Annotated in this window: 32 protein-coding genes and 1 tRNA gene; 5 read left to right on the top strand and 28 right to left on the bottom strand. The window is 64.4% G+C overall.

From position 1 onward, the window contains the following. Window positions 1–140 precede the first annotated feature (140 nt). The 18 genes from BLR24_RS21590 to rplN all read right to left on the bottom strand — a co-directional run bounded on the left by BLR24_RS21590 (window position 141) and on the right by rplN (window position 9,067). Window positions 141–217: transfer RNA gene (locus tag BLR24_RS21590), tRNA-Met, on the bottom strand. An 18-nt stretch (window positions 218–235) separates the two neighbouring features. Beyond that, window positions 236–634 carry a 50S ribosomal protein L17 gene (gene rplQ / locus BLR24_RS21585; RefSeq protein WP_013544103.1) on the bottom strand — a complete coding sequence of 133 codons (399 nt, stop codon included), beginning with the start codon at window positions 632–634 and terminating at the stop codon, window positions 236–238. A gap of 92 nt (window positions 635–726) precedes the next feature. Then, window positions 727–1,716: a DNA-directed RNA polymerase subunit alpha gene (gene rpoA / locus BLR24_RS21580; RefSeq protein ID WP_028258417.1), complete on the bottom strand. Its 990-nt coding sequence runs from the start codon at window positions 1,714–1,716 to the stop codon at window positions 727–729. A 128-nt stretch (window positions 1,717–1,844) separates the two neighbouring features. Further along, on the bottom strand, window positions 1,845–2,468 hold the full coding sequence (gene rpsD / locus BLR24_RS21575) for a 30S ribosomal protein S4 (protein ID WP_013544104.1): 624 nt from the start codon (window positions 2,466–2,468) through the stop codon (window positions 1,845–1,847). 131 nt (window positions 2,469–2,599) lie between these two features. Next, window positions 2,600–3,004: a 30S ribosomal protein S11 gene (gene rpsK / locus BLR24_RS21570; RefSeq protein ID WP_009124825.1), complete on the bottom strand. Its 405-nt coding sequence runs from the start codon at window positions 3,002–3,004 to the stop codon at window positions 2,600–2,602. Between the two features lie 12 nt (window positions 3,005–3,016). Next, entirely contained in the window at window positions 3,017–3,382 is a 366-nt protein-coding gene (gene rpsM / locus BLR24_RS21565; protein ID WP_013544105.1) for a 30S ribosomal protein S13, read from the bottom strand. A gap of 23 nt (window positions 3,383–3,405) precedes the next feature. Then, complete coding sequence (gene rpmJ, locus BLR24_RS21560) at window positions 3,406–3,519, bottom strand: 50S ribosomal protein L36 (RefSeq protein WP_013544106.1); 114 nt, start codon at window positions 3,517–3,519, stop codon at window positions 3,406–3,408. A gap of 73 nt (window positions 3,520–3,592) precedes the next feature. After that, window positions 3,593–4,906, bottom strand: a complete 1,314-nt coding sequence (gene secY / locus BLR24_RS21555; RefSeq protein WP_028258416.1) for a preprotein translocase subunit SecY — start codon at window positions 4,904–4,906, stop codon at window positions 3,593–3,595. A gap of 26 nt (window positions 4,907–4,932) precedes the next feature. Next, window positions 4,933–5,364 (bottom strand): 50S ribosomal protein L15, encoded by a 432-nt coding sequence (gene rplO / locus BLR24_RS21550; protein WP_055807818.1) that lies wholly within the window; start codon window positions 5,362–5,364, stop codon window positions 4,933–4,935. 11 nt (window positions 5,365–5,375) lie between these two features. After that, window positions 5,376–5,561 carry a 50S ribosomal protein L30 gene (gene rpmD, locus BLR24_RS21545; protein ID WP_009124818.1) on the bottom strand — a complete coding sequence of 62 codons (186 nt, stop codon included), beginning with the start codon at window positions 5,559–5,561 and terminating at the stop codon, window positions 5,376–5,378. Window positions 5,562–5,596: 35 nt separating this feature from the next. Next, window positions 5,597–6,115, bottom strand: a complete 519-nt coding sequence (gene rpsE, locus BLR24_RS21540) for a 30S ribosomal protein S5 (protein ID WP_028258414.1) — start codon at window positions 6,113–6,115, stop codon at window positions 5,597–5,599. An 18-nt stretch (window positions 6,116–6,133) separates the two neighbouring features. Further along, window positions 6,134–6,499, bottom strand: a complete 366-nt coding sequence (gene rplR / locus BLR24_RS21535) for a 50S ribosomal protein L18 (RefSeq protein WP_038111818.1) — start codon at window positions 6,497–6,499, stop codon at window positions 6,134–6,136. 14 nt (window positions 6,500–6,513) lie between these two features. Further along, window positions 6,514–7,047, bottom strand: coding sequence for a 50S ribosomal protein L6 (gene rplF / locus BLR24_RS21530; RefSeq protein WP_028258412.1), 534 nt, complete (start codon window positions 7,045–7,047; stop codon window positions 6,514–6,516). Between the two features lie 24 nt (window positions 7,048–7,071). After that, the gene (rpsH, locus tag BLR24_RS21525; RefSeq protein ID WP_093020602.1) at window positions 7,072–7,467 is read right to left on the bottom strand and encodes a 30S ribosomal protein S8; all 396 of its coding nucleotides are present in this window, start codon (window positions 7,465–7,467) and stop codon (window positions 7,072–7,074) included. Window positions 7,468–7,487: 20 nt separating this feature from the next. Then, the gene (rpsN, locus tag BLR24_RS21520) at window positions 7,488–7,793 is read right to left on the bottom strand and encodes a 30S ribosomal protein S14 (RefSeq protein ID WP_015867798.1); all 306 of its coding nucleotides are present in this window, start codon (window positions 7,791–7,793) and stop codon (window positions 7,488–7,490) included. A gap of 8 nt (window positions 7,794–7,801) precedes the next feature. Next, a complete protein-coding gene (rplE, locus tag BLR24_RS21515; protein WP_013544114.1) occupies window positions 7,802–8,341 on the bottom strand; it encodes a 50S ribosomal protein L5 in 540 nt (179 codons plus the stop codon). 11 nt (window positions 8,342–8,352) lie between these two features. Then, complete coding sequence (rplX, locus tag BLR24_RS21510) at window positions 8,353–8,685, bottom strand: 50S ribosomal protein L24 (protein ID WP_015867799.1); 333 nt, start codon at window positions 8,683–8,685, stop codon at window positions 8,353–8,355. Window positions 8,686–8,698: 13 nt separating this feature from the next. Next, the gene (gene rplN, locus BLR24_RS21505; RefSeq protein ID WP_009124801.1) at window positions 8,699–9,067 is read right to left on the bottom strand and encodes a 50S ribosomal protein L14; all 369 of its coding nucleotides are present in this window, start codon (window positions 9,065–9,067) and stop codon (window positions 8,699–8,701) included. A 213-nt stretch (window positions 9,068–9,280) separates the two neighbouring features. Here rplN and BLR24_RS21500 point away from each other — a divergent pair, with 213 nt between their 5' ends. After that, complete coding sequence (locus tag BLR24_RS21500) at window positions 9,281–10,453, top strand: esterase-like activity of phytase family protein (protein ID WP_254787487.1); 1,173 nt, start codon at window positions 9,281–9,283, stop codon at window positions 10,451–10,453. After that, window positions 10,450–11,307, top strand: coding sequence for a pyrroline-5-carboxylate reductase (proC, locus tag BLR24_RS21495; protein WP_093020598.1), 858 nt, complete (start codon window positions 10,450–10,452; stop codon window positions 11,305–11,307). The genes BLR24_RS21500 and proC overlap by 4 nt, the downstream gene beginning before the upstream one ends. Window positions 11,308–11,328: 21 nt before the next feature. Here proC and ubiA read toward each other — a convergent pair whose 3' ends face one another. The 4 genes from ubiA to recG all read right to left on the bottom strand — a co-directional run bounded on the left by ubiA (window position 11,329) and on the right by recG (window position 16,172). Next, window positions 11,329–12,189, bottom strand: coding sequence for a 4-hydroxybenzoate octaprenyltransferase (ubiA, locus tag BLR24_RS21490; protein WP_093020596.1), 861 nt, complete (start codon window positions 12,187–12,189; stop codon window positions 11,329–11,331). 69 nt (window positions 12,190–12,258) lie between these two features. Continuing rightward, complete coding sequence (locus tag BLR24_RS21485; RefSeq protein WP_093020656.1) at window positions 12,259–12,843, bottom strand: Dps family protein; 585 nt, start codon at window positions 12,841–12,843, stop codon at window positions 12,259–12,261. A gap of 139 nt (window positions 12,844–12,982) precedes the next feature. Then, complete coding sequence (locus tag BLR24_RS21480) at window positions 12,983–13,948, bottom strand: LysR substrate-binding domain-containing protein (RefSeq protein ID WP_093020594.1); 966 nt, start codon at window positions 13,946–13,948, stop codon at window positions 12,983–12,985. A 94-nt stretch (window positions 13,949–14,042) separates the two neighbouring features. Further along, window positions 14,043–16,172 (bottom strand): ATP-dependent DNA helicase RecG, encoded by a 2,130-nt coding sequence (gene recG / locus BLR24_RS21475; protein WP_093020592.1) that lies wholly within the window; start codon window positions 16,170–16,172, stop codon window positions 14,043–14,045. 82 nt (window positions 16,173–16,254) lie between these two features. Here recG and queA point away from each other — a divergent pair, with 82 nt between their 5' ends. Both queA and tgt read left to right on the top strand, forming a co-directional pair. Then, window positions 16,255–17,301: a tRNA preQ1(34) S-adenosylmethionine ribosyltransferase-isomerase QueA gene (gene queA, locus BLR24_RS21470; RefSeq protein ID WP_093020590.1), complete on the top strand. Its 1,047-nt coding sequence runs from the start codon at window positions 16,255–16,257 to the stop codon at window positions 17,299–17,301. Window positions 17,302–17,312: 11 nt separating this feature from the next. After that, on the top strand, window positions 17,313–18,485 hold the full coding sequence (tgt, locus tag BLR24_RS21465) for a tRNA guanosine(34) transglycosylase Tgt (protein ID WP_093020588.1): 1,173 nt from the start codon (window positions 17,313–17,315) through the stop codon (window positions 18,483–18,485). 21 nt (window positions 18,486–18,506) lie between these two features. On the opposite strand, the gene BLR24_RS21460 is transcribed toward tgt, so the two are convergent. After that, on the bottom strand, window positions 18,507–18,890 hold the full coding sequence (locus BLR24_RS21460) for a hypothetical protein (protein WP_254787485.1): 384 nt from the start codon (window positions 18,888–18,890) through the stop codon (window positions 18,507–18,509). A 128-nt stretch (window positions 18,891–19,018) separates the two neighbouring features. Between BLR24_RS21460 and BLR24_RS21455 the strand changes: the two genes are divergently transcribed. Further along, window positions 19,019–19,804, top strand: coding sequence for an SDR family NAD(P)-dependent oxidoreductase (locus BLR24_RS21455; RefSeq protein ID WP_093020586.1), 786 nt, complete (start codon window positions 19,019–19,021; stop codon window positions 19,802–19,804). A gap of 70 nt (window positions 19,805–19,874) precedes the next feature. On the opposite strand, the gene BLR24_RS21450 is transcribed toward BLR24_RS21455, so the two are convergent. The 5 genes from BLR24_RS21450 to BLR24_RS21430 form a co-directional block, all read right to left on the bottom strand. After that, the gene (locus BLR24_RS21450) at window positions 19,875–20,255 is read right to left on the bottom strand and encodes a DUF3597 domain-containing protein (RefSeq protein WP_093020584.1); all 381 of its coding nucleotides are present in this window, start codon (window positions 20,253–20,255) and stop codon (window positions 19,875–19,877) included. 90 nt (window positions 20,256–20,345) lie between these two features. Continuing rightward, the gene (locus tag BLR24_RS21445; protein ID WP_093020582.1) at window positions 20,346–21,455 is read right to left on the bottom strand and encodes a zinc ribbon domain-containing protein; all 1,110 of its coding nucleotides are present in this window, start codon (window positions 21,453–21,455) and stop codon (window positions 20,346–20,348) included. Between the two features lie 46 nt (window positions 21,456–21,501). Continuing rightward, entirely contained in the window at window positions 21,502–22,302 is an 801-nt protein-coding gene (locus BLR24_RS21440; protein ID WP_093020580.1) for a DUF2145 domain-containing protein, read from the bottom strand. Further along, on the bottom strand, window positions 22,299–22,766 hold the full coding sequence (locus tag BLR24_RS21435; protein ID WP_093020578.1) for a hypothetical protein: 468 nt from the start codon (window positions 22,764–22,766) through the stop codon (window positions 22,299–22,301). Before BLR24_RS21435 ends, BLR24_RS21440 begins: the two co-directional genes overlap by 4 nt. Window positions 22,767–22,821: 55 nt before the next feature. Beyond that, window positions 22,822–23,328 carry a YiaA/YiaB family inner membrane protein gene (locus BLR24_RS21430; RefSeq protein WP_093020652.1) on the bottom strand — a complete coding sequence of 169 codons (507 nt, stop codon included), beginning with the start codon at window positions 23,326–23,328 and terminating at the stop codon, window positions 22,822–22,824. Window positions 23,329–23,336: the final 8 nt, after the last annotated feature.

The following is a 23,336-nucleotide window of genomic DNA, read 5'->3' as shown; positions in this document are numbered from 1 at the left end:
CCAGCGTGTAGTCACGCTGCGTGCGTTTGACGCCTGATTCCATTGACTTGCCTTTTCTTGGGGGAAAAGGTGTCAACCCATTTCAGGACGGGTCAGACCCAAGAAAAAAGGCCCTTTGAAATTCAAAGGGCCTTTTAAATTGGTTGCGCGAGCAAGATTTGAACTTGCGACCTTTGGGTTATGAGCCCAACGAGCTACCAGGCTGCTCCATCGCGCGGCAAGATGGAATTATACCTTATTCAGCAGCGCCTTGCTCGGCATCTGCTTCTTTAATTTCAGGACGGTCGACCAGTTCGACCAGAGCCATCGGCGCGTTGTCGCCCACGCGGAAACCCATTTTCAGGATGCGCGTGTAGCCGCCCGGACGTGCCGCGAAACGCGGGCCCAGATCGGCGAAAAGCTTGACGACGCTGTCGCGGTCGCGCAGGCGGTCGAAGGCCAGGCGCTTGTTGGCGAGCGTCGGCTTCTTGGCGAGCGTGATCATCGGTTCGATGACGCGGCGCAGTTCCTTGGCCTTGGGGACCGTGGTCTTGATGACTTCGTGCTCGATGAGCGAATTCATCATGTTCTGCAGCATCGCAAGGCGGTGCGAGCTGGTGCGGTTGAGTTTGCGGAGTCCGTGTCCGTGACGCATGGTGCTTTCCTTTACTTTATTAAACAGGCAGCCGTATCAGGTACTGCCCGGGCACGAGCCCTCATGGGCCCTACTTCATCAAAAAAAAAAAATCAACGCTTGTCGAGACCGGCCGGCGGCCAGCTTTCAAGCTTCATACCCAAGGTCAGGCCGCGCGAAGCAAGCACTTCCTTGATTTCGTTGAGCGACTTGCGACCCAGGTTCGGGGTCTTGAGCAGCTCGTTCTCGGTGCGCTGGATCAGGTCACCGATGTAGTAGATGTTTTCGGCCTTCAGGCAGTTGGCCGAACGCACGGTGAGCTCGAGCTCGTCGACAGGGCGCAGCAGGATCGGGTCGAATTGCTGTGCGCTGCGCGGTGCCGGCGTGTCGAATGCAGCCAGTTCGCCCCCTTCGAGCTGTGCGAACACGGCCAGTTGCTCAACCAGGATTTTAGCCGAGGCGCGAACTGCGTCTTCGGCGGTGATCGCGCCGTTGGTTTCGATTTCGACCAGCAGCTTGTCCAGGTCGGTGCGCTGTTCGACACGGGCGCTTTCGACCGTGTAGCTCACACGCTTCACGGGCGAGAACGAAGCGTCCAGGACGATGCGGCCAATCGACTTGGTCGGCTCGTCGGCGTAGCGGCGCATCGTGCCCGGCACATAGCCGCGGCCCTTTTCGACCTTGATCTGCATGTCGAGCTTGCCGCCTTGCGACAGGTGCGCGATCACGTGGTCGGGGTTGATGATCTCGACGTCGTGCGGGGTCTGGATGTCCGACGCCAGGACCGGGCCTTCGCCGTCCTTGCGCAGGCTCAGCGTGACTTCGTCGCGGTTGTGGAGCTTGAACACCACGCCCTTGAGATTCAGCAGGATGTTGACGACATCTTCCTGCACGCCGTCGATCGACGAGTACTCATGCAGAACGCCGGCGATCGTGACTTCAGTGGCCGAATAACCGACCATCGACGACAGCAGAACGCGGCGCAGCGCGTTGCCGAGCGTGTGGCCGTAGCCGCGCTCGAAAGGTTCGAGCGTGACCTTGGCCTTGTTGGCGGCAAGTTGCTCGACCTGAATGGTCTTGGGTTTCAGCAGGGTGGTTTGCATGCAGACTTCCTCTCAATACCCCCGGCTCGTTACACCGGTAAGGCTGGTGAAGCACCCGTCGGGAGTGCCTCCCGATGGGAACAAAAAAATCAAATTCGGGCCGCGAAGGGCGGCCCGTTATCGTCTGTTTAGCGCGAGTACAGTTCGACGATCAGCGATTCGTTGATGTCGGCTGCGAATTCGTCGCGATCGGGCACCTTCTTGAAGGTGCCTTCGGCCTTGTCGGCGTTCACTTCGACCCAGGCCGGAATACCGACTTGTTGGGCCAGTTGGAGCGCTTCGGCAATGCGGGTCTGCTTCTTCGACTTGTCGCGAACGGCGATCACGTCGCCGGTCTTCACCAGGTACGACGGGATGTTGACCGACTGGCCATTCACCGTGATTGCCTTGTGCGACACGAGCTGGCGTGCTTCGGCGCGCGTCGAGCCGAAGCCCATGCGGTAGACGACGTTGTCCAGGCGCGATTCGAGGATGAACAGCAGGTTGGCGCCGGTGTTGCCACGGCGACGATCGGCTTCTTCGAAGTAGCGGCGGAACTGCTTCTCGAGCACGCCGTACATGCGCTTGACCTTCTGCTTTTCGCGCAGCTGCAGGCCGTAGTCGGAGGTGCGCTGACCCGAAGTGCGGCCGTGCTGGCCGGGCTTGGAATCGAACTTGGCCTTGTCCTGGATGGAGCGGCGGGCGCTCTTCAGGAACAGGTCGGTGCCTTCACGGCGGGAGAGTTTGGCCTTGGGGCCGAGGTAGCGTGCCACGAGTTTTCCTTTGTGTCATCTGCCGCAGTTGCCTGCGGGAGCCATCGGCGAAGACGCGGATGGCGGTGGGCTTAGTAAAAAAAACAAATGCGCAGCCGCTCAAAAGCCGGCTGCGCCTTGCGGACTGACGATCAGATGCGGCGACGCTTCTGGGGACGGCAGCCGTTGTGCGGAACGGGCGTCACGTCGGCAATGGAATTGATCCGGATGCCGAGCGCAGCCAGTGCGCGCACCGACGATTCGCGACCGGGGCCCGGGCCCTTGATCTCGACGTCGAGGTTCTTGATACCTTGTTCGACAGCAGCACGGCCGGCCACTTCGGAAGCCACCTGCGCAGCGAACGGCGTCGACTTGCGCGAGCCCTTGAAGCCCTGGCCACCCGACGAAGCCCACGACAGGGCGTTGCCCTGGCGATCGGTGATCGTGATGATGGTGTTGTTGAACGAGGCATGCACGTGGGCGATGCCGTCCGCAACGTTCTTGCGAACCTTCTTGCGAACGCGCTGTGCGGCGTTGTTTGCAGGTGCTTTAGCCATGCTGGTCTATCCTTATTTCTTCAGGGACTGCGCAGCCTTGCGCGGACCCTTGCGGGTGCGGGCATTGGTGCGCGTGCGCTGGCCGCGCATCGGCAGGCCGCGACGGTGACGGAAGCCGCGATAGCAACCGATGTCCATCAAACGCTTGATGTTCATCGTCGTCTCGCGACGCAGATCGCCTTCGATGGTGAAGAGAGCGATCTGGTCGCGGATCTTTTCGAGATCGGCGTCGGTCAGATCCTTGATCTTCTTCGAATATTCGATGCCGCTCGCTTCGCAGATTTGACGGGCGCGCGTGCGACCGATGCCGAAGATGGCGGTCAGGCCGATTTCAGCGTGCTTGTGCGGCGGAATGTTGATGCCAGCAATACGTGCCATGTGCGTCCTCTAATACTCTTCAATCAACCCTGGCGCTGCTTGTGGCGCGGGTCGGTGCAAATCACACGCACCACACCTTTACGGCGGATGACCTTGCAATTACGGCAGATGGTTTTGACCGAAGCCGAAACTCTCATTTCATTCTCCTAAAACTGTTTAACGTGGCGGTACACCGCCCCTACCCAAATTCTCAAACTGAAACTCACAGCCCTACGATGTCTTGAAGTTGGCCTTCTTTAGCAGCGATTCGTACTGCTGGGACATCATGTAGTTTTGCACCTGGGCCATGAAGTCCATCGTGACGACCACGATGATCAGCAGGGAGGTACCACCGAAGTAGAACGGTACGTTGTACTTCAGGATCAGGAACTCGGGCAGCAGGCAGACGAAGGTGATGTACACCGCGCCGGCCAACGTCAGGCGAACCAGAATCTTGTCGATATAGCGAGCGGTCTGGTCACCCGGACGGATGCCCGGAATGAATGCACCACTCTTCTTCAGGTTGTCGGCCGTTTCCTTGCTGTTGAACACGAGTGCCGTGTAGAAGAAGCAGAAGAAAACGATCGCGGCAGCGTACAGCAGCACGTAGATCGGCTCGCCCGGACGCAGTGCGCCGGCAACGTCCTTGATCCAGCGGAAACCACCTTCGCCGGTGCTGAACCAGCCGACCACCGTTGCGGGCAGCAGGATGATCGACGAGGCGAAGATCGGCGGAATCACACCGGCCATGTTCAACTTCAAGGGCAGGTGCGACGACTGGCCGCCATAGACCTTGTTGCCGACCTGGCGCCGCGCATAGTTCACGAGGATCTTGCGCTGGCCGCGTTCGACGAACACCACGAAGTAGGTGACCAGCACCACGATCGCAATGATGAAGAGCGCGATGATCGGATTCATTGCACCGGTAGTCACCAGCGAAGCCAGGCCGCCAATGGCGTTCGGCAAGCCGGCCGCGATACCTGCAAAGATCAGGATCGAGATGCCGTTGCCCAGGCCGCGTTCGGTGATCTGCTCGCCGAGCCACATCAGGAACATCGAACCTGCCGTGAGGCTCACCATCGCGGTCAGGCGGAAGCCGAAACCGGGAGCGATGACGAGGCCAGCCGACGATTCGAGAGCCACTGCGATGCTGAACGACTGGAACAAAGCCAGGCCGAGCGCACCGTAGCGCGTGTACTGCGTGATCTTGCGGCGTCCGGCCTCGCCTTCCTTTTTCAATTGCTCGAAGGTCGGAAGCACGTAGGTCATCAGCTGCATGATGATCGACGCCGAGATGTACGGCATGATCCCCAACGCGAACACGGTAAAGCGCGAGAGCGCCCCGCCCGAGAACATGTTGAACAGGCTCAGAATGCCGCCCTGCTGGCCCTGGAACAATGCGGCCAACTGGTCCGGGTTGATGCCCGGCACAGGAATGTGCGCGCCGATCCGGTAGACCACGAGCGCGAGCAGCAAAAAGACGAGCCGGCGACGGAGGTCACCGAACTTGCCTGTTTTTGCGATCGTTGCCGCGTTAGTTGCCACGAAGAACTTCTTTCAGTCCAGTGTGATCAGGCGATGCTGCCGCCGGCTGCTTCGATCGCAGCCTTGGCACCAGCGGTTGCGCCCACGCCCGTCAGCTTGACGGCCTTGGTGAGTTCACCGGTCTTGATGATCTTGACGACCTTGGCGAGCTGGCCCACGAGGCCGGCTTGCTTGAGCGCCAGGACATCGACTTCGGCCAGGCCGAGCTGCTCGAGGGCAGTCAGCGTGACTTCGGCGTTGAACTTCAGCAGGTGCGACTTGAAACCGCGCTTCGGCAGGCGGCGCTGCAGCGGCATTTGACCGCCTTCGAAGCCGACCTTGTGGAAACCGCCTGCGCGCGACTTCTGACCCTTGTGACCGCGACCTGCGGTCTTGCCGATACCGGAGCCGATACCGCGGCCGACACGGCGCTTGGCGTGCTTGGCGCCATCCGCCGGCTTGATGCCATTGAGTTCCATATCAGTCTCTCTTACAGAACTTTGACCAGATAACTGATCTTGTTGATCATGCCGCGCACCGCCGGGGTGTCTTGCAGCTCGCTCACGCTGTTGAGCTTGCGCAGGCCGAGGCCACGCACGGTCGCGCGATGCGATTCCTTGGTGCCAATCGGGCTCTTGACCAATTGCACCTTGAGGGTTTGTTGTTGCGTCGTCATTTGAATGCTTCCTTCAGCCTTGCGAGAGCTTGCGCTCAGGCGAAGATTTCTTCGACGGTCAGGCCGCGCTTGGCAGCCACTTCGGACGCGGTCGTCGAGTTCTTCAACCCGTCGAGCGTGGCGCGAACCATGTTGTAGGGGTTCGACGAACCATGGCTCTTGGCCACGATGTCGGTGATGCCCATGACTTCGAACACGGCGCGCATCGGGCCGCCGGCGATGATGCCGGTACCCTTCGGGGCCGGGATCATGACCACCGAGGCAGCGCCCCAATGGCCCGTCACGCGGTGATGCAGCGTGCCGTTCTTGATCGAGATCTTGGCCAGGTTGCGGCGGGCTTCTTCCATTGCCTTCTGCACGGCAGCAGGCACTTCCTTCGACTTGCCCTTGCCCATGCCGACGCGGCCTTCGCCGTCGCCCACGACGGTCAGTGCTGCGAAACCGAGGATACGACCACCCTTCACCACCTTGGTGACGCGGTTGATCGCGATCATCTTCTCGCGCAAACCGTCTTCAGGGCCTTCGTTCTGCGTTCTTGCTTGAATCTTTGCCATTTTGAATCTCGTGTCCGGTTAGAACTGCAGACCGGCTTCGCGAGCCGCATCGGCCAGCGCCTTGACGCGGCCGTGGTACGCAAAACCTGCGCGGTCGAAGGCGACCTTCTCGACGCCGGCAGCCTTCGCCTTTTCAGCGATGCGCTTGCCGATGGCCGTTGCAGCGGCGGCATTGCCGCCCTTGCCCGAGCCGCCGAGTGCGGTGCGCACTTCGGCTTCGGCCGTCGATGCGGTGGCAATCACCTTGGTGCCGTCGTCGGAGATGACGGTGGCGTAGATGTGCAGGTTGGTGCGGTTCACCGTCAGACGGGCCACGCCCTGCGTCGCGATGCGAATGCGGGTCTGGCGCGAGCGGCGAAGACGCTGTGCTTTTTTGGTCAACATCATTTTGCTGCCCCTTACTTCTTCTTGGTCTCTTTGATCACGATCTTCTCGTCCGAATAACGGATGCCCTTGCCCTTGTAAGGCTCAGGCGGACGAACAGCGCGGATCTCAGCGGCGATTTGACCAACGCGCTGACGGTCAGCACCCTTGATCACGATTTCGGTCGGGGTCGCGGTGGCCACCGTGATGCCTTGCGGCATTTCGATGTTGACCGGGTGCGAATAACCGACTTGCAGGTTCAACTTGTTGTTGGACGCCGCGGCCTTGTAGCCGACGCCGACCAGGTTGAGCTTCTTCTCGAAGCCCTTGGTCACGCCAACCACCATGTTGTTCACCAGCTGACGGATCGTGCCGCTCATCGCATTCGCTTCACGCGACTCGTTGGCGGGCTCGAAATTCAGCTTGCCGTCATTGCTGACGACCTTGACCAGTGCATTGCGTGCAAGGTTGAGCGTGCCGCCCGTGCCCTTGACGCTGATCTGGTCTTCCTTGATCGACACATCCACGCCTGCGGGGATGGTGATCGGCATTTTTCCTACTCGGGACATTTCAGTTACTCCTCGATGTCTCGGTTAGGCGACGTAGCACAGCACTTCGCCACCGACACCGGTAGCGCGTGCCTTGCGGTCCGTCATCACGCCCTTGGGGGTCGTGACGATCGCAACGCCGAGGCCGTTCTGGACTTGCGGAATGGAAGCACTGGCCTTGTAGACGCGCAGGCCGGGGCGGCTCACGCGCTCGATGCGCTCGATGACCGGGCGGCCAGCGTAGTACTTCAAGGTGATGACGAGTTCGGACTTGCCGGCTTCGGTCTTCACTTCAAAGCCGTCGATGTAGCCTTCGTCCTTCAGGACCTGTGCAATCGCAGCCTTCACCTTGGAAGACGGGATCGACACAGTGGGCTTCGCCACCATCTGCGCGTTACGGATACGCGTCAGCAGGTCGGCAATGGGATCACTCATGCTCATGTTGTTTGCTCCTGCCTGGCTTACCAGCTGGCCTTGGTGACACCGGGGATGTCGCCATTGAAAGCCAGTTCGCGGATCTTGGCGCGGGCCAGACCGAATTGACGGAAGGTGCCACGCGGGCGACCGGTGATTTCGCAACGGTTGCGCTGACGCGTGGGGTTCGCGTTGCGCGGGAGCTTTTGCAGGCCCAGGCGGGCAGCAGCGCGCTCTTCGTCGCTCTTCTTCAGGTCGTTGGAAATTGCCTTCAGTTCCGCGTGCTTCGCAGCGTACTTGGCGACCAGCTTGTCGCGCTTGAGTTCGCGTTGGATCAGGGATTGTTTAGCCACGGTTCGCCTCAGTTCTTGAACGGGAAACGGAAACCAGCGAGAAGCGCCTTGGCTTCTTCATCGGTCTTGGCCGTCGTCGTGATGCTGATGTTGAGACCGCGCAGGGCATCGACCTTGTCGTATTCGATCTCGGGGAAAATGATCTGTTCCTTGACGCCGATGTTGTAGTTGCCACGGCCGTCGAACGCACGGCCCGAGATGCCGCGGAAGTCGCGAACACGCGGCAGCGCGATGGTCACGAAACGGTCCAGGAACTCATACATCTGCACGCCACGCAGCGTGACCATGCAGCCGATGGGCTGGTTTTCGCGGATCTTGAAACCGGCGATGGCCTTCTTCGACTTAGTGACCACGGGCTTCTGGCCGGCGATCTTGGTCAGGTCGGCGACAGCGTTGTCGAGAACCTTCTTGTCGGCGACAGCTTCACCCACGCCCATGTTGAGCGTGATCTTGGTGAGGCGGGGGACCTGCATCGGCGACTTGTAGCCGAACTTTTCCGTCAGGTCTTTCGCGATCTTTTCGCGATAGTGTTGTTGGAGACGTGCCATGTGAGTACCTCTTAGGCGAACTTGATTTCGTCGCCGCTCGACTTGAAGACGCGAACAGCCACGCGCTTGCCGTCAGCACCCTGGGTGATCTTGATGCCCACGCGATCGGCCTTGCCGGTCGCGGCATTGAAGATCGCCACGTTGGATTGGTGAATGGGCATGGTCTTTTCGACGATGCCGCCGGTCGTACCCTTGAGGGGGTTCGGCTTGGCGTGCTTCTTGACGATGTTCACGCCCTCGACGACGAGGTGCGAATCATCCTTGCGAAGCGAGACGGTGCCGCGCTTGCCCTTGTCGCGCCCGGCCAACACGATGACCTGGTCGCCTTTGCGAATCTTGTTCATGGCGTTGTTGTCCTTACAGAACTTCGGGGGCCAGCGACACGATCTTCATGAACTTTTCGGTGCGCAGCTCGCGCGTCACCGGTCCGAAGATGCGGGTGCCGATAGGCTCCAGCTTGGCGTTGAGCAACACGGCTGCGTTGCCATCGAATTTGACGAGGGAACCGTCGGCGCGACGGATGCCCTTGGCGGTGCGGACCACCACTGCGCTGTAGATCTCGCCCTTCTTGACGCGACCACGCGGAGCGGCTTCCTTGATGCTCACCTTGATGACGTCGCCCACGCTGGCGTAACGCCGCTTGGAGCCACCGAGCACCTTGATACACAGGACGGACTTCGCGCCTGTGTTGTCGGCCACTTCGAGCCGGGATTCAGTTTGGATCATTGCTAGTAGTTCCCAACTTGTACCGATGCGCCTCCGGGAGGGAAACGCTGCGGTCAGTCTTGGGCCCGTCGTCCGCACCTCGAACCACTCGAGGCACTTCCGCTTTGGGCTGAAAGCTTCGCCTTTTGAAGCGAAGCCTGCGATTGTTGCACGGGGCCCAGGGCATGTCAACTGCCTTCTGAGGCGAAATGCACAAGAACTAGACTTGGAGGCGTGCGCACCGTCAATTCAGGCCTCGTAGCTCCCGCATCTCCCCTGCGCCGCAGCATGCTGGCCTGTGCGGCCGCCGCTGCGGGGCTGGGACTGGCAGGCTGCGGCAGCCCGGTGATCCCCTCTGTCACGCCGATTCGGCTGCGCCACTTGGCCGAGGCCTACTGGCCGCATCGGCTGAATATACAAGGCACCACTGCTGGAGGCCTCTCCGGCATCGACTACGACGCAGAAAGAAGTGAGTACGTCCTTCTCAGTGATGACCGATCGGACCTGAACCCCGCCCGCTTCTACACCGCGCAGTGGGCACCGCCTTGGCTCCGGCCGCCCGTCCCAAAGAGCGTCGTGCAATTGCAACGCCCAGGGGGCGGCCTATGGCTCGCGCGCCGCAGCGCCGACGCCCAGACGCCCGTGCCGGACCCAGAAGCGCTGCGCCTGCGCCCAAATACCGGAACCCTGCTCTGGACCAGCGAAGGCGACGTAACCCGAGGATTCGGGCCGGCTTTCTACGAATCGGCACACGACGGCCGCCTGCTGCGCGAGTTCGCCCTTCCGGCCATGTTCAAAGCCGACGCATTGCAGCGCCGCGGCCCGCGCGACAACCTGGGACTGGAGGGCCTGGCGCTGACGCCCGACGGCCGCCACGCCTGGCTCGCCATGGAAAACGCGCTGATCCAGGACGGCCCGATTCCCACCACCAAAGCGCCGGGCGGCCCTTGCCGGCTGACCCGCATGGACCTGGAAACGGGTCAGGCCACACGCCAGATTGCCTATGTTCCCGATGCGATTCCGCTGCGGCCGCTGATTTCCGGCAGCCTTGCCGACAATGGCATCAGCGAGGTCCTGATGCTCGATGCCGACCGCATGCTGGTGCTGGAACGCGCCTATGCCACGGGCGCCGGAAACTCGCTGCGCCTGTACGAGATCGATACCCGTGACGCCACCGACGTGCTGGACATCGGCGCGCTCGCCGCGGGCAACCATCGCCCCGCGACGAAGACGCTGGTCGCCGACTTCGCCCAGCTCGGCCTTTCGCGCTTGGACAACACCGAAGGCATGTGCTGGGGGCCGGCGCTGCCGGACGGCAAACGCATGCTGGTGGTGGTGAGCGACGACAATTTCAACCCGCTGCAGACAACCCAGTTCGCGGCATTCGAATACACCGACCGACCATGACCATTGCCGTCACATTCCTGCCCCGCACCGGCCCGGCGCCGCTCCCTCCCATTGCCTTCATCGGCGGCGGCAACATGGCCAGCGCCATCATCGGCGGCCTCATCAAGCAGGGCACGCCCGCCGACGCCTTCGAGGTGGTCGAGCCTTTCGAGGAGGCTCGCCGGAAGCTGGCGCAGTCCTTTCACATCACCGCACACACCGAGGCCAGCGAAGCTCTTTCGCGCTGCGCCGTGGTCGTGTGGGCGGTCAAGCCGCAGACTTTTGCGGACGCGGCCCTGCCGGTGCGCCCGTTCGCCGAAAACGCGCTGCACCTGAGCGTGGCGGCAGGCATTCCGTCGGGCAGCATTGCGCGCTGGCTCGGCAGCGAACGCGTGGTGCGCGCCATGCCCAACACACCCGCGCTGGTCGGCCAGGGCATGACCGGCCTCTATGCACGCGCCGGGGTGGACGCGGCCGATCGCGCCCTGGTCGGGCAACTGCTGGCGCCGACCGGCGAGCTGCTCTGGGTCGACGACGAAGCCGCGCTCGACGCGGTCACGGCCATGTCCGGCTCGGGCCCTGCCTATGTGTTCTATTTCATCGAGGCCATGACCGAAGCCGGCGTCGAAATGGGCCTGTCGCCCGATCAGGCCCAGCGACTGGCCATCGGCACCTTCACCGGGGCCTCGGCACTGGCGCACAGCGCCACCGAGCCGCCATCGGTGCTGCGCGAACGCGTGACCTCGAAGGGCGGAACGACCCATGCGGCGCTCACCTCGCTCGAGGGGGCCGACGTCAAGGCAAAGTTCAAGACCGCCATTCGCGCAGCGCAGAAGCGCGCGGCCGAACTGGGCGAGGAATTCGGCAAGGCCTGAGGGCCCCGCCCATCGTCCGATCTACTTCAGCGCATAGCCGGCCGCGATGCCGGCGAACACCGTGAAGCCGAGCCAGTGGTTCAGACGGAAGGCCTTGAAGCAGCCGTCGCGGGTGCGGCCGCGAATCAGCTGCCAGTGCCAGGCGGCCTGCGCCGCGGCGATGCCAATGGCGGCGAAAAACACCGCGCCCAGGCCCCGGCTGGCGCCGGCCCACGCCCAGACGGCCAGGAAGATCGCGTAGCTCGCCATCACCGCCGCCACGTCGAAGCGGCCGAAGGTGATTGCCGACGTCTTCATGCCGATCTTGAGGTCGTCGTCGCGGTCGACCATTGCATATTCGGTGTCGTAGGCCAGCACCCAGAACAGGTTGCCGGCCAGCAGCCAGCCAGCGAACACCGGTACCGTGGATTGCACCGCCGCAAAAGCCATCGGAATGCCGAAGCTGAAGGCAATACCCAGCACCGCCTGCGGGACCGAGACGAAGCGCTTGGCAAACGGATAGGCCAGCGTGATGGCCAGCGCCGCGAACGACCAGAGAATGGTGAGCCGATTGGTCGTGAGCACCAGAGCGAAGGCCAGCAGCGCTAGCATCGCACCGAGCAGCAGCGCTTCCCTGACAGAAACCGCGCCGCTGGTCACCGGCCGCTGCGCGGTCCGCTTCACGTGGCGGTCGAAGTCGCGGTCGGCCACGTCGTTGACGCAGCAGCCCGCGCTGCGCATGAGGATGGTGCCCAGCACGAACACGGCCAGCAGATGCCAGCCCGGCCAACCCTCCGATGCAAACCAGAGCGCCCCCAGCGTGGGCCAAAGCAGCAGCAGCCAGCCCGCGGGGCGGTTCCAGCGAATCAGGTCGAGATAGAGCGCAAAACGGCGGGCAGGCATGCGGCGGGCAAAAAAAGAGCGGCCATTGTGCCGCTCTCGGTACCAAGGCTCGGAGGCCCGGGCGCTTTCTCAGTCTTCGAGCAGCGAACGCAGCATCCAGGCGGTCTGGTCATGCACCGTGCAGCGCGCGGTCAGCATGTCGGCCGTCGGGTCGTCACCGGCTTCCTCGGCCACGGGAATGAATTCGCGCGCAATGCGCGACACGGTCTCGTGGCCCTTGACCAGGATGCGCACCATCTCCATTGCCTTGGGCGGGGTCTGCGGCACGTCCGGCACGGTGGCGATCTTGCTGAACTCGGCGTAAGAGCCCGGCGCGTAATGGCCCAGCGCGCGAATGCGCTCCGCGAGCACGTCGGTCGCGCCCCAGAGTTCGGTGTACTGGCCCATGAACATCGCATGCAGCGAGTTGAAGTGCGGCCCCGTCACGTTCCAGTGAAAGTTGTGGGTCGTGAGGTAGAGCGTGTAGGTGTCGGCCAACACGCGGCTCAGGCCCTCGGCAATGGCGGCGCGGTCCTGGCGCTCGATGCCGATGTTGATGATGGGTGCGTTGCGGCTGCCGGACTCCTGCGCCACCTGGGCATTGCCCTTCTTGGGCACCTTGCCCTTCGAAGAGGACGACGACGGGTTTTTCGATGTCTTCGATTCTTTTGCCATGGCGTGAATTTCTTTCTTCAAACTTTTGGGAGACAGGCCTGTGATTCTGAAAGCCGACCCGCGACTTCGCAACAGCGTCACTCTATCTCGGCAATGAACGAAATCGAACGGCCGCCGCGTAGGCCAGGTTCGCGACTTTTTATGAGAGCCGCTTGACCCCCGGCAACTCGCACGCATAGATGGCGTTGCGCAATGCGGCAATCGCTTCATAGCGCGTGAAGGTGCGGCGCCAGGCCAGTACCACGCGCCGCGTCGGCGGATCGCGGTCCTGCGCGTCGCGCACCGGCAGGTAGCGCACCATCTGTTCGGGCTCCTTGCGGCCCTTGACCTTGGGCTTGAGCGCTTCGGCAGGCACCGACAGGCGCGGCACCAGCGTCACGCCCATGCCCGAGGCCACCATGTGCTTGATGGTTTCGAGCGACGAGCCCTCGAAGCTCTTGCGAATGCCCTCGGCATTGCTCGAGAAACGCGCGAACTCGGGACACACCTCGAGCACATGGTCGCGAAAGCAATGGCCGGTGCCCAGCAGCAGCATGGTTTCGTTCTGCAGCTCTTCCGAAGTGATGGATTCGCGGTCCGCGAACTTGTGCTTGGTGGGCAGCGCCGCCATGAAGGGCTCGTCGTAGAGCGGCGCCATCGCCAGGCCTGTGTCGGGAAAAGGCTCGGCCATGATCGCGCAGTCGATCTCGCCGGCACGCAGCATCTCGAGCAGCTTGGCGGTGAAATTTTCCTGCAGCACCAGCGGCATCTGCGGTGAGCGCGCGATCACCTGGCGCACGAGGTCGGGCAGCAGGTACGGGCCGATGGTGTAGATCACGCCGAGGTTCAGCGGGCCGGCCAGCGGGTCCTTCCCGCGCTTGGCAATTTCCTTGATGCTGGCGGCCTGGTCGAGCACGCTCTGCGCCTGCTGCACGATCTGCTCGCCAAGCGGCGTGACGGTCACTTCGCCGGCGCTGCGCTCGAAGAGCTTGACCTCGAGCTCGTCCTCGAGCTTCTTGATGGCCACGGAAAGCGTGGGCTGGGAGACGTAGCAGGCCTCGGCGGCCTTGCCGAAGTGCCGCTCGCGGGCGACTGCGACGATGTATTTGAGTTCGGTGAGAGTCATAGCTTGCGTCAATTATGCGCAAGCCTCCGTGACCGGACATTGTCTGGGGTCGGCCTGCGGAAACGACGCTCGGCGCCGAGGCGCCCGGCTCGGCCTACGCCTTAAGGTACTCGGCCTTGGTGCCGAGCCAGCGGTCGATGTGGCGCTGGGCCAGGTCGGGATGCTTCTCGAGCATGACGGGCGCGAGTTCGCGCGCCCAGTCGAGCAGCATCACGTCATTGCTCAAGTCGGCAAAGCGCAGCAGCGGCGCGCCCGACTGGCGCGCGCCCAGGAATTCGCCCGGACCTCGAATTTCGAGATCGCGCCGCGCGATCTCGAAGCCGTCGCCGGTTTCGGCCATGGCCTTGAGCCGCGCGCGTGCGGCCTCGCCCACGCGGCCGCTGTCGCCGGGCGCATAGAGCAGCACGCAGGCCGAGGCCGCGGCGCCACGCCCCACGCGGCCGCGAAGCTGGTGCAATTGCGAGAGGCCGAAGCGTTCGGCGTGCTCGATCACCATCAGCGAGGCGTTCGGTACGTCCACGCCCACCTCGATCACGGTGGTGCTCACCAGCACCTGGATTTCGTTGGCGGTGAAAGCCGCCATCACCGCCTGCTTCTCGGCCGTGGGCATGCGCGAATGCAGCAGCCCCACGTTGACGGCCGGGCCCAACGAGTCGGCGAGCTCGTCGCGCGTTTCGGTCGCGTTGCGCAGATCGACGGCCTCGCTCTCTTCGATCAGCGGGCAGACCCAGTAGACCTGCCGCCCTTGCCCAAGCTGTGCCTGGATGCGCGCGATCACCTCGTCGCGCCGGTGGTCAGCGACCAGCTTGGTGACGATGGGCGTACGGCCCGGCGGCAGCTCGTCGAGCGTGGACACATCGAGGTCGGCGTAGTAGCTCATCGCCAGCGTGCGCGGGATCGGCGTGGCGCTCATCATCAACAGGTGCGGTTCGAGATGACCCACGGCCTTGCCGCGCAGGGCCAGCCGCTGCGCCACGCCAAAGCGGTGCTGCTCGTCGATGATGGCGAGCGCCAGATTCTTGAAGCGCACCTTTTCCGAAATGACGGCGTGAGTGCCGATGACCAAGGCCGCTTCGCCGCTTTCGACCGCAGCCGACATGGAATCGCGCTCCTTCTTCTTCTGGCTGCCCGTGAGCCAGGCCACGCGCAAACCGCGTTCGGCGAGCAGCGGATCGAGCCAACCGACCAGCTTGCCGAAGTGCTGGGCCGCAAGAATTTCGGTGGGTGCCATCAACGCGCACTGAAAGCCCGCGTCGATGCAGCGCGCCGCCGCGAGCGCCGCCACCACGGTCTTGCCCGAGCCCACGTCGCCCTGCAGCAGGCGGTGCATCGGAATCTCGCGGCCCAGGTCGCGCGTGATCTCTTCACCCACGCGCTGCTGCGCGCCCGTGAGGCAGAAGGGCAACACAGCGAGCAACTGCGCATGCAGCGAGGTCGGCCGCGGCTCGGGCGAGGAGGGCAGCATCGGAGCCCGCTGCGCCGCGCGTTCCAGCCGCGCCTGCAGCTGCGACAGCTGCTGCGCCAGCAGCTCCTCCGCCTTGATGCGCTGCCACGCCGGATGGCTGTGGTCTTCGAGCGTCGCCACCGCCACATCGGGCGTCGGATAGTGCAGGAAGGTCAGCGCACTGCGCAGGTCCCAGGCGCCGCGCAGGCCGATCTGCACCGGTATCGTTTCGTCGAGCACCGCGCGCGCCAGGCCCGAGCGCACCTCGCGCCGGAGCACCGGCTGAGCGAGACCCGCGACCGTCGAGTAAACCGGCGTAAGCGCTTCGGGTAGCGCAGTACCGGCCGCCTTGACCGTCGGATGCATCATCTGCCGCCCGACGAAACCGCCACGCATCTCGCCGCGCACGCGCACCCGTGCACCGACCGCAAGCTGCTTCTGCTGCGAGGGATAGAAATTGAAGAAGCGCAGCTGGCAGGTGTCGCTGCCGTCGTCAATGGTGGCGAGCAGCTGGCGACGGGGTCGGTACACCACCTCGCACTCGGTCACCACGCCCTCCACCTGTGCCATGTCGCCGTCGCGCGTGTCGGCCAGCCGCACGATGCGCGTTTCGTCTTCGTAGCGCATTGGGAGGTAGAGCGCGAAGTCGATGTCGCGCACCAGCCCGAGCTTGCGCAGCGCGCGCTGCACGAGGCTCAACCCGGCGCCGGGCGCGGCTGGGGCGACGGTGGGCGGGTTTGCGGTCTTTTGGGGGCGCACTGACTTCGCGGAAGCGGGCATGGGACAATTCTGCCCGGCTCCAGCCTTGTTCTTCTTTCTTTCCATGCCTCCTTGGCACGGGCCCGTCCGGCCCTCAAGCACCATGCGCGCCTTCACGCTCTCCGATTTCGATTTCGCCCTGCCGCCCGAACTGGTGGCACAGCACCCGGCCACCGAACGCGCATCCTCCCGCCTGCTCGACGGCACGGGGGACGCACCGGTCGACCGCATCTTCAAGAGCCTGCCCTCGCTGCTGCGCGCGTGCGACCTGCTGGTCTTCAACGACACGCGTGTGGTCAAGGCGCGCCTGTTCGGCGAGAAGCCGACCGGCGGCAAGCTCGAACTGCTGGTCGAGCGTGTGCTACAGGGCCACGAGGTGGTCGCGCACATGAAGGTCAGCAAGAAGCCGCCCGTGGGCACCTCGCTCGAGATGGTGGGGGGCTTCCGCGCGACGCTGCTCGGCCGCTGGCCCGACGAGCAGGGCGCGCTGTTCCGTTTCGGTTTTGAAAGCGCCGCGGGCGAAGATCCCTACGCGCTGATGGCCCGCTGCGGCCACGTGCCGCTGCCGCCCTACATCACGCACACCGATTCGGCCGACGACGAGAGCCGCTACCAGACCGTGTTCGCACGCGTGCCGGGCGCCGTGGCCGCGCCCACGGCCGCATTGCATTTCGACGAGGCGCTGCTGGACGATCTCGAAGCGCGCGGCGTGCAGCGCGCCAACGTCACGCTGCACGTGGGAGCGGGCACCTTCCAGCCGGTGAAAACCGAGAACATCGCCGAGCACACGATGCACGCCGAGCGCTACGAAGTGCCCGCGGCCACGCAGCGCGCGATTGCCGAGTGCAAGGCCCGCGGCGGCCGCGTCGTCGCGGTCGGCACCACCACCGTGCGCACGCTCGAATCGTGGGCCAGGAGCGGAGAGGCCACGGGCGACACGCGCATCTTCATCACGCCGGGCTTCGCGTTCGAGCACGTCGACCTGCTGGTGACGAATTTCCATTTGCCGAAGAGCACGCTGATGATGCTGGTCTCGGCCTTTGCAGGCTACGAGCGCGTGATGGCGCTGTATGCCCATGCCATTGCCCACCGCTACCGCTTCTTCAGCTACGGCGACGCCATGCTGCTGGCACGACAACGACAAGATTGAAGACAACGACCATGCTGAACTTCGAACTCCTCAAGACCGACGCCGCCAGCCACGCACGCCGCGGCACGCTCACGCTCAACCACGGCAAGGTGCAGACGCCGATCTTCATGCCCGTGGGCACCTACGGCACCGTCAAGGGCGTGATGCCGCGCAGCCTGGAAGAGATGGGCGCGCAGATCATCCTGGGCAACACCTTCCACCTGTGGATGCGGCCTGGCCTCGACGTGATGGCGAGCTTTGGCGGGCTGCACCAGTTCGAGAAATGGAACAAGCCGATCCTCACCGACTCGGGCGGCTTTCAGGTTTGGTCGCTGGGCGCGATGCGCAAGATCAGCGAGGAGGGCGTGAAGTTCGCCTCGCCCGTCAACGGCGACAAGCTGTTTCTCACGCCCGAGGTCTCGATGCAGATCCAGACCATCCTGAACAGCGACATCGTGATGCAGTTCGACGAGTGCACGCCCTACGACACCAAGGGCCACATCACGACCGAGGCCGAGGCGCGCACTTCGATGGAGCTGAGCCTGCGCTGGGCCAGGCGCTGCCAGCACGAATTCGCGCGGCTCGAGAACCCGAACGCACTGTTCGGCATCGTGCAGGGCGGCATGTTCGAAAACTTGCGCGAGGAGTCGCTCGCCGCGCTGGTGGAGATGGACTTTCCGGGCTACGCCATCGGCGGCGTGAGCGTGGGTGAGCCGAAGGAAGAGATGCTGCACATCATGGGCCACACGCCGCATCGGCTGCCGGCCCACAAGCCGCGCTACCTGATGGGCGTGGGCACGCCCGAAGACCTGGTGCAGGGCGTGGCCGACGGCGTCGACATGTTCGATTGCGTGATGCCCACGCGCAATGCGCGCAACGGCACGCTGTTCACGCGCTTCGGCGACCTGAAGATGCGCAACGCGCGCCACAAGAACGATCCGCAGCCCATCGACCCGAGCTGCACCTGCCACGCCTGCGCGGGCACGTCGGGCGTGGCGTGGAACGACGGCGGGCGTGAAGGCTTCAGCCGCGCCTACCTGCATCACCTGGACCGCTGCGCCGAGATGCTGGGGCCGATGCTTACCACCATCCACAACCTGCACTACTACCTGAACCTGATGCGCGAAATCCGCGAAGCCCTCGAGGCGGACGGCTTCACGGCGTTCAGGGCGCGCTTCAAGGCGGACCGCGCACGCGGCGTGTAGCCGCCACGCATCGGCTACTGTTTACTTGGCGGCCGCCGGCGCCTTGACCGGCAGCGGCGTCGTGTAGGGCTCGATGCGCAGTAGTTCGTTCTTGAACACAGCCACCTGCCGCAGCGGCGCTTGAACCAGGGCGCCGGCGGCGTCCTTCTGCGATGCGTATTGCCAGAGCGTGAGCTGCCCCTTGGCCGTCAGCAATTCGGCTAGGCGCTGCACAGCAGGCCCCGCGCCCGTGCCGAGTTGCGCGGCCTCCACGCCGACCACGATCTCGTCGCGCGGCGACACGATCTTGAAGAGCTGGACGAACGCCGCGGCTTGGGCCCGCGCCGGCCGCACGGCGAGCGCCAGGGGAACAAGCGCCAGGGCGGCGAGGCCGGTCATTGCACGGCGGCGATAGAGGATGTTCATGGGCGGCAAGCGTAGCCACGCAAGCGCCCCTTGCCCACATGCCGGAAGCCATACGCCACACGTACGCCGGAGGTATGCAGGAGTAAACCGGGTGCACTCCAACGCGTTCATCCGCTACGCTAAAAGGCATGACAACCGCTTCTTCTTCACCAACCGCGTACAGCGCCCGCTATTCCTCGCTGGCCGGCCGCACCGTGTTCATTTCAGGTGGTGCCACTGGCATCGGCGAAGGGCTGGTGCGGGCGTTCCACGCCCAGGGCGCGAAGGTCGGCTTCTGCGACCTCGACGCTGCCGCGGGCCGCGCGCTCGCATCCCAATTGCAGGGCAGCCACCCGGCGCTGTTCTGCGAATGCGACGTGACCGACACCGCCGAGCTCACCACCGCCATTGCCGCGGTTCGGGCGCAGTTCGGCCCCATCGGCGTGCTGCTGAACAACGCCGCCAACGACCGGCGCCATGACATGGCCGACGTGACGAGCGAAGACTTCGATCGCCTGGTGGCGGTCAACTTCAAGCACCAGTTCTTCGCCGCGCAGGCCGTGGCAGACGACATGCGCGCGTTGGGCGGCGGCTCGATCATCAACTTCGGCTCGATCAGCTGGATGATCAAGGGCCGGGGCTACCCGGTCTACCAGGCCTGCAAGGCCGCGGCGCGCGGCCTCACGCGTTCGCTGGCGCGCGACCTGGGCAAAGAAAACATCCGCGTCAATTCGATCGTGCCGGGCTGGGTCATGACCGAGCGGCAGATCAAGCTGTGGGTGAAGCCGGAGTCGGGCGCCGAGATCGACGCGGCCCAGTGCCTGCCGGGCCGCGTGATGGCCGAGGACATTGCCGCCATGGCACTCTTCCTTGCCGCCGACGATTCGAAAATGTGCACCGCGCAAGACTTCGTGGTGGATGCCGGCTGGACCTGAGCCTCTCGCGCCCTCTCCCCAAAAGCAAGAAGCCCGGCATGCCGGGCTTCTTGCTTCGAGGGGTGGTCGATCAGTCGCGCAGTTCGGCCGGAACCTTGCCTCCGTTGGCCGCCAGTTTGGTCATGACCTGGCGATGCAGCCAGATGTTCATCTTGGCGCTGTCGCTCGTATCCGCGCCGTAGCTGAGTTCGGCAGCCAGTTGCTTGCGTGCGTCGAGGCTGCTGTCCAGACCGAGCAGCTTCATCAGATCGACGATGGAGGTGCGCCAGTTCAGGCTGCTCGCGCCGGGCATGCCGTCGAGCAGGGCCTCGACGTCCACCACCGTGATGGCGGGCGGCGGCGCCGCCGCGGCCGGAGCGCCCGCGGGGGCGGGTGCCGGAGCAGCCGCAGGTGCGTTGGCGGCGTTTGCGGACGGGAAGATCTTGGAAAGAATGCTGCCGAAAATGCTCATGCGTGTGCTCCATCAATGTTGAAAACTGAAAACCCGCGGCCACGTCGGTGTCGCAGCCGGACGTTGTAGCACGCTGGTGCGGCGCTTCCGCTACACGGCGGGCTGAGCCGGTGCGCCGGGTGTGAACGAATCCACAGTCCCCGCGGCCGATGCGAGCGGTGCCCGCGGCGCAGCGGAAGTGCCGCAGGCATGGCAGAACTTGGAGAACGCGCTCTTGCGGGTTTCGCACTGGCCGCAATGGTCGAACAGGCCGATGCCGCAATGCGGGCAGAAGTCGATCTCGTTGTTCTTCAGGTCCACCGGTCGCTCGCAGCCGGGACACACGTTCTTGCCGAGCCGCACCAGCGCGGTGTCGTAGCTGAGTTCCTCGCGCCGCACCTGGTCGGGCTGCTGCTCGGCCAGCTTCTGGCGCGCAAGGTAGCGGTTCAGCGCGACGATGGCATAGCGCCCCACGAGCACCGTGGCCAGGATGCCCACCACGTAGCGCACATAGCCGCCGTAGCTCGGCATGTAAGGCACCAGCTCGACGAAGAAAGCGAACAGCGCAAAGAAGATGAAGCCCCAGACGAAAGGCCAGTAGGTGCCCTTGCGCTTCTTCACGAACAACCAGCCCGCCACCACCAGCAAGGGCAGCGTGAGCGCCAGCCGGTAACCGAACACGCGCAGCTCGACGCGGCGGTACTCGGCCAACAGCTTCTCCTGGGCGGTGCGCTCCAGCACCGCCAGCGATTCGCGGGCGCGCTGCTCAGCCTGCCGCGCATCGAGCACGATCTGGCGCTGCGCAGCCACCTTGCGCTGGGCTTCGTCCTCCTTTTGCTTGAGCACATCGAGCGATCTGGTGCGCGCAATCAGCTCCGGGTCCTGGTCGGGCTGCGCGGTGGCGCGGCGCGTGGCAATCCAGTTGCCGAAAGTCTCGCGGCCGTTGGCGCTGGCCTGCTGCGCGGCCGTGAGCTGCAAGCGGACCTGCTCGAGCTCCCGTGTGGCGACCAGCTCGGTTTCTTCCGACGCCTTGATGGTGCTTCGCAATGGACTGGCCGCGGCTCGGTCGATGAAATCGTCGAGCTCGAGCGCCCGTTCGACCTTTGGCAGGTCGTTCACGACGGTGCCGCCGAGCCCGATCAGGAAACTCGCGAACACCAGGGCCACCAGCCACAGGCCGCGGCGGAACCACTTTTCGGACAGACGCAATGACTTGCTCATTTTTTTTCCTCTTCTTCTTCTCGAAGCGCGAACGCCCCGCGTGCAACTACAGCTTGAAAGCCACCGGCGCCGCACCCAGCCCCGCACGCGGCAGCCACGCGAACACCGAATCGACCGTGACCGTTTCGATGCGGTCCGAAAATCGCTTGTCGTTCGGATGGTCGTCGAAGGCCACGTTGGCCGAGCCCACGCGGCCGCCCAGACGCGTGAGCGGGCCGAGCCGCAGTGTCGTCGGTTCGTAGCCCTTGAACTGCATCCAAGCCTGCGCCTGCGTGCGGTTGCCGATGGTGGCGGGCTCCATGGCCGCGGCCAGCGTCTCGACGGCCCACTGGTTCGACTGCTGGTACTTCTGGCCCCAGACGTAGCTCACGATGCTGTAGGGCGCAATGTTCAGCCGCACGATGCGCGACGGCGACTCATGCAGCGCCGCCAGCAGCTGCGTTTGCACCTGCGGCGTAGGCACCGCCCAGGCCGCTTCGTAGCGCCACAGGTCGTCGAGGAAGAACTCGCCGAGCCCCTGCCGGTACACCGCGGCCTCGGCCGTGCCGCACTGGTTGAGCTTGTGCACCACGCGCCACGGGCCTTCATCGGTCTTGTAGGCAATGCCAAGGTGCGAATAGCGAAGGCCGTACTTGCTGAGGTCTTGTCCGGCCCGCGCCAGCAGCACGACGCGCGCCCCGCTGGCATCCAGCTGCTGCGACGTGCGCTCCGCCAACTGCATGCCCTTGACGATCAACTCCGCCGTCGGCTTCGCCTGCTCGCAGGAGCGGCCGGCCTGCGCCTGCAGCGGCAGGGCGATCGCGAGCGCAAGCAGCAGCGAGGGAATAGGAACAAGCGCGCGCTTCATGACAGCCTCTCGTTGTGCAAGAGTGCGCGGCCGATCGCGTTGGGCACGAAGGCCAGCACCTCGCCCGCGGCCGACAGCACGATGCCCGTGCCGATCACGCTGACCAGCACGCCCGCGCCGACCGCCGCAGACACCCCATTGGCCGCGCGCCCCATCACCTTGACGCTGGCGCGGGCGCCATCCGAGGCGCGTTCCAGCAGATAGACGGTGCCGTCGGCCGAAGCCTCGACCGCAATCACCGTGAGCATCGAGCCGCCCACCGACAGCGCGGCAGGCACCGCGATCACCGCCGTGGCCGAGGCGCCCACGGCTGAAGCGGCGCCCACGACCGAGGCCACGGGGAGCAGCGAGAGTGCGGCCGAAGCCTCGGAACCGCGGGTCTGGGCCTGTGCATGAAGAGGAAGCGTAGCGCTGGCGAATGCAGTGCAAGCGGCGACCAGAAGAGAAGCAATCGACTTTTTCATGACGGTCTTTCGTTGTTGATGTGCGGGTTGGCGTGAAGCAGCGGAAAAGCGGCGCTCATTCGGCCGAGGCGGAAGCACCAGCGGCTTCCTGGCGGGCGGCACGGCGGCCCTGCAGGCGCGCTTCGATCAGGTCGGCTTCGTGGCGGTCGCGCAGCGTCTTGGCCAGCGTGAAGGCCGAGCTGATCAGGAAGAGCCAGCTCACGCCCAGGAAGGCCTTGTAGGCGTCGTTGATTTCCATGCGGAGCAGGCCCCAGCCGGTCAGGCCCATGGCGGTGAAGAAGCTGCCCCAGACCACAAGGCGCCACATCGGCACGTCGCGGCCCGCGGCGCCGCCGGCGTCAACATGCTGGTTGTCGCGCACGAACTTGGCCAGCATGAACGCGGTGCTGAGGCAGAACACGTAGCCCATCACCATGAACGTACGGTCCAGCGCCTCGCCCGGCAGCCAGCTCAAGCCGGTGGCGCACAGGAACACGGCAACGGCGAACGAAGCCCAGGCCTGGAACTGCCAGGCCCGCGTGTCGCGCTGGATCGAAACGGTGGTGGATGAGAAAGGTTGCATGAAGGCCT

Source organism: Variovorax sp. OV700 (genome assembly GCF_900099805.1).
In the GTDB taxonomy this organism is placed as follows: domain Bacteria; phylum Pseudomonadota; class Gammaproteobacteria; order Burkholderiales; family Burkholderiaceae_C; genus Variovorax.
This window is presented reverse-complemented; position numbering and strand designations above follow the sequence as displayed.

Bases quoted from the DNA above. Each gene is read 5' to 3' on its own strand.
- tgt (WP_093020588.1), top strand. From the start codon at position 17,313: ATGCTGAACTTCGAACTCCTCAAGACCGACGCCGCCAGCCACGCACGC.
- rplQ (WP_013544103.1), bottom strand. From the start codon at position 634: ATGCGTCACGGACACGGACTCCGCAAACTCAACCGCACCAGCTCGCAC.
- BLR24_RS21480 (WP_093020594.1), bottom strand. From the start codon at position 13,948: ATGACTCTCACCGAACTCAAATACATCGTCGCAGTCGCCCGCGAGCGG.
- rplF (WP_028258412.1), bottom strand. From the start codon at position 7,047: ATGTCCCGAGTAGGAAAAATGCCGATCACCATCCCCGCAGGCGTGGAT.
- rplO (WP_055807818.1), bottom strand. From the start codon at position 5,364: ATGGAACTCAATGGCATCAAGCCGGCGGATGGCGCCAAGCACGCCAAG.
- recG (WP_093020592.1), bottom strand. From the start codon at position 16,172: ATGCCCGCTTCCGCGAAGTCAGTGCGCCCCCAAAAGACCGCAAACCCG.
- BLR24_RS21450 (WP_093020584.1), bottom strand. From the start codon at position 20,255: ATGAGCATTTTCGGCAGCATTCTTTCCAAGATCTTCCCGTCCGCAAAC.
- BLR24_RS21430 (WP_093020652.1), bottom strand. From the start codon at position 23,328: ATGCAACCTTTCTCATCCACCACCGTTTCGATCCAGCGCGACACGCGG.
- rpsH (WP_093020602.1), bottom strand. From the start codon at position 7,467: ATGAGCATGAGTGATCCCATTGCCGACCTGCTGACGCGTATCCGTAAC.
- rpmJ (WP_013544106.1), bottom strand. From the start codon at position 3,519: ATGAGAGTTTCGGCTTCGGTCAAAACCATCTGCCGTAATTGCAAGGTC.
- rpsM (WP_013544105.1), bottom strand. From the start codon at position 3,382: ATGGCACGTATTGCTGGCATCAACATTCCGCCGCACAAGCACGCTGAA.
- BLR24_RS21460 (WP_254787485.1), bottom strand. From the start codon at position 18,890: ATGAACATCCTCTATCGCCGCCGTGCAATGACCGGCCTCGCCGCCCTG.
- proC (WP_093020598.1), top strand. From the start codon at position 10,450: ATGACCATTGCCGTCACATTCCTGCCCCGCACCGGCCCGGCGCCGCTC.
- rpoA (WP_028258417.1), bottom strand. From the start codon at position 1,716: ATGCAAACCACCCTGCTGAAACCCAAGACCATTCAGGTCGAGCAACTT.
- rplN (WP_009124801.1), bottom strand. From the start codon at position 9,067: ATGATCCAAACTGAATCCCGGCTCGAAGTGGCCGACAACACAGGCGCG.
- rpsE (WP_028258414.1), bottom strand. From the start codon at position 6,115: ATGGCAAAGATTCAAGCAAGAACGCAGAACGAAGGCCCTGAAGACGGT.
- rplR (WP_038111818.1), bottom strand. From the start codon at position 6,499: ATGTTGACCAAAAAAGCACAGCGTCTTCGCCGCTCGCGCCAGACCCGC.
- rpmD (WP_009124818.1), bottom strand. From the start codon at position 5,561: ATGACGACGCAACAACAAACCCTCAAGGTGCAATTGGTCAAGAGCCCG.
- BLR24_RS21485 (WP_093020656.1), bottom strand. From the start codon at position 12,843: ATGGCAAAAGAATCGAAGACATCGAAAAACCCGTCGTCGTCCTCTTCG.
- rpsK (WP_009124825.1), bottom strand. From the start codon at position 3,004: ATGGCTAAAGCACCTGCAAACAACGCCGCACAGCGCGTTCGCAAGAAG.
- rplX (WP_015867799.1), bottom strand. From the start codon at position 8,685: ATGAACAAGATTCGCAAAGGCGACCAGGTCATCGTGTTGGCCGGGCGC.
- rplE (WP_013544114.1), bottom strand. From the start codon at position 8,341: ATGGCACGTCTCCAACAACACTATCGCGAAAAGATCGCGAAAGACCTG.
- BLR24_RS21440 (WP_093020580.1), bottom strand. From the start codon at position 22,302: ATGAAGCGCGCGCTTGTTCCTATTCCCTCGCTGCTGCTTGCGCTCGCG.
- BLR24_RS21455 (WP_093020586.1), top strand. From the start codon at position 19,019: ATGACAACCGCTTCTTCTTCACCAACCGCGTACAGCGCCCGCTATTCC.
- queA (WP_093020590.1), top strand. From the start codon at position 16,255: ATGCGCGCCTTCACGCTCTCCGATTTCGATTTCGCCCTGCCGCCCGAA.
- ubiA (WP_093020596.1), bottom strand. From the start codon at position 12,189: ATGCCTGCCCGCCGTTTTGCGCTCTATCTCGACCTGATTCGCTGGAAC.
- BLR24_RS21445 (WP_093020582.1), bottom strand. From the start codon at position 21,455: ATGAGCAAGTCATTGCGTCTGTCCGAAAAGTGGTTCCGCCGCGGCCTG.
- BLR24_RS21435 (WP_093020578.1), bottom strand. From the start codon at position 22,766: ATGAAAAAGTCGATTGCTTCTCTTCTGGTCGCCGCTTGCACTGCATTC.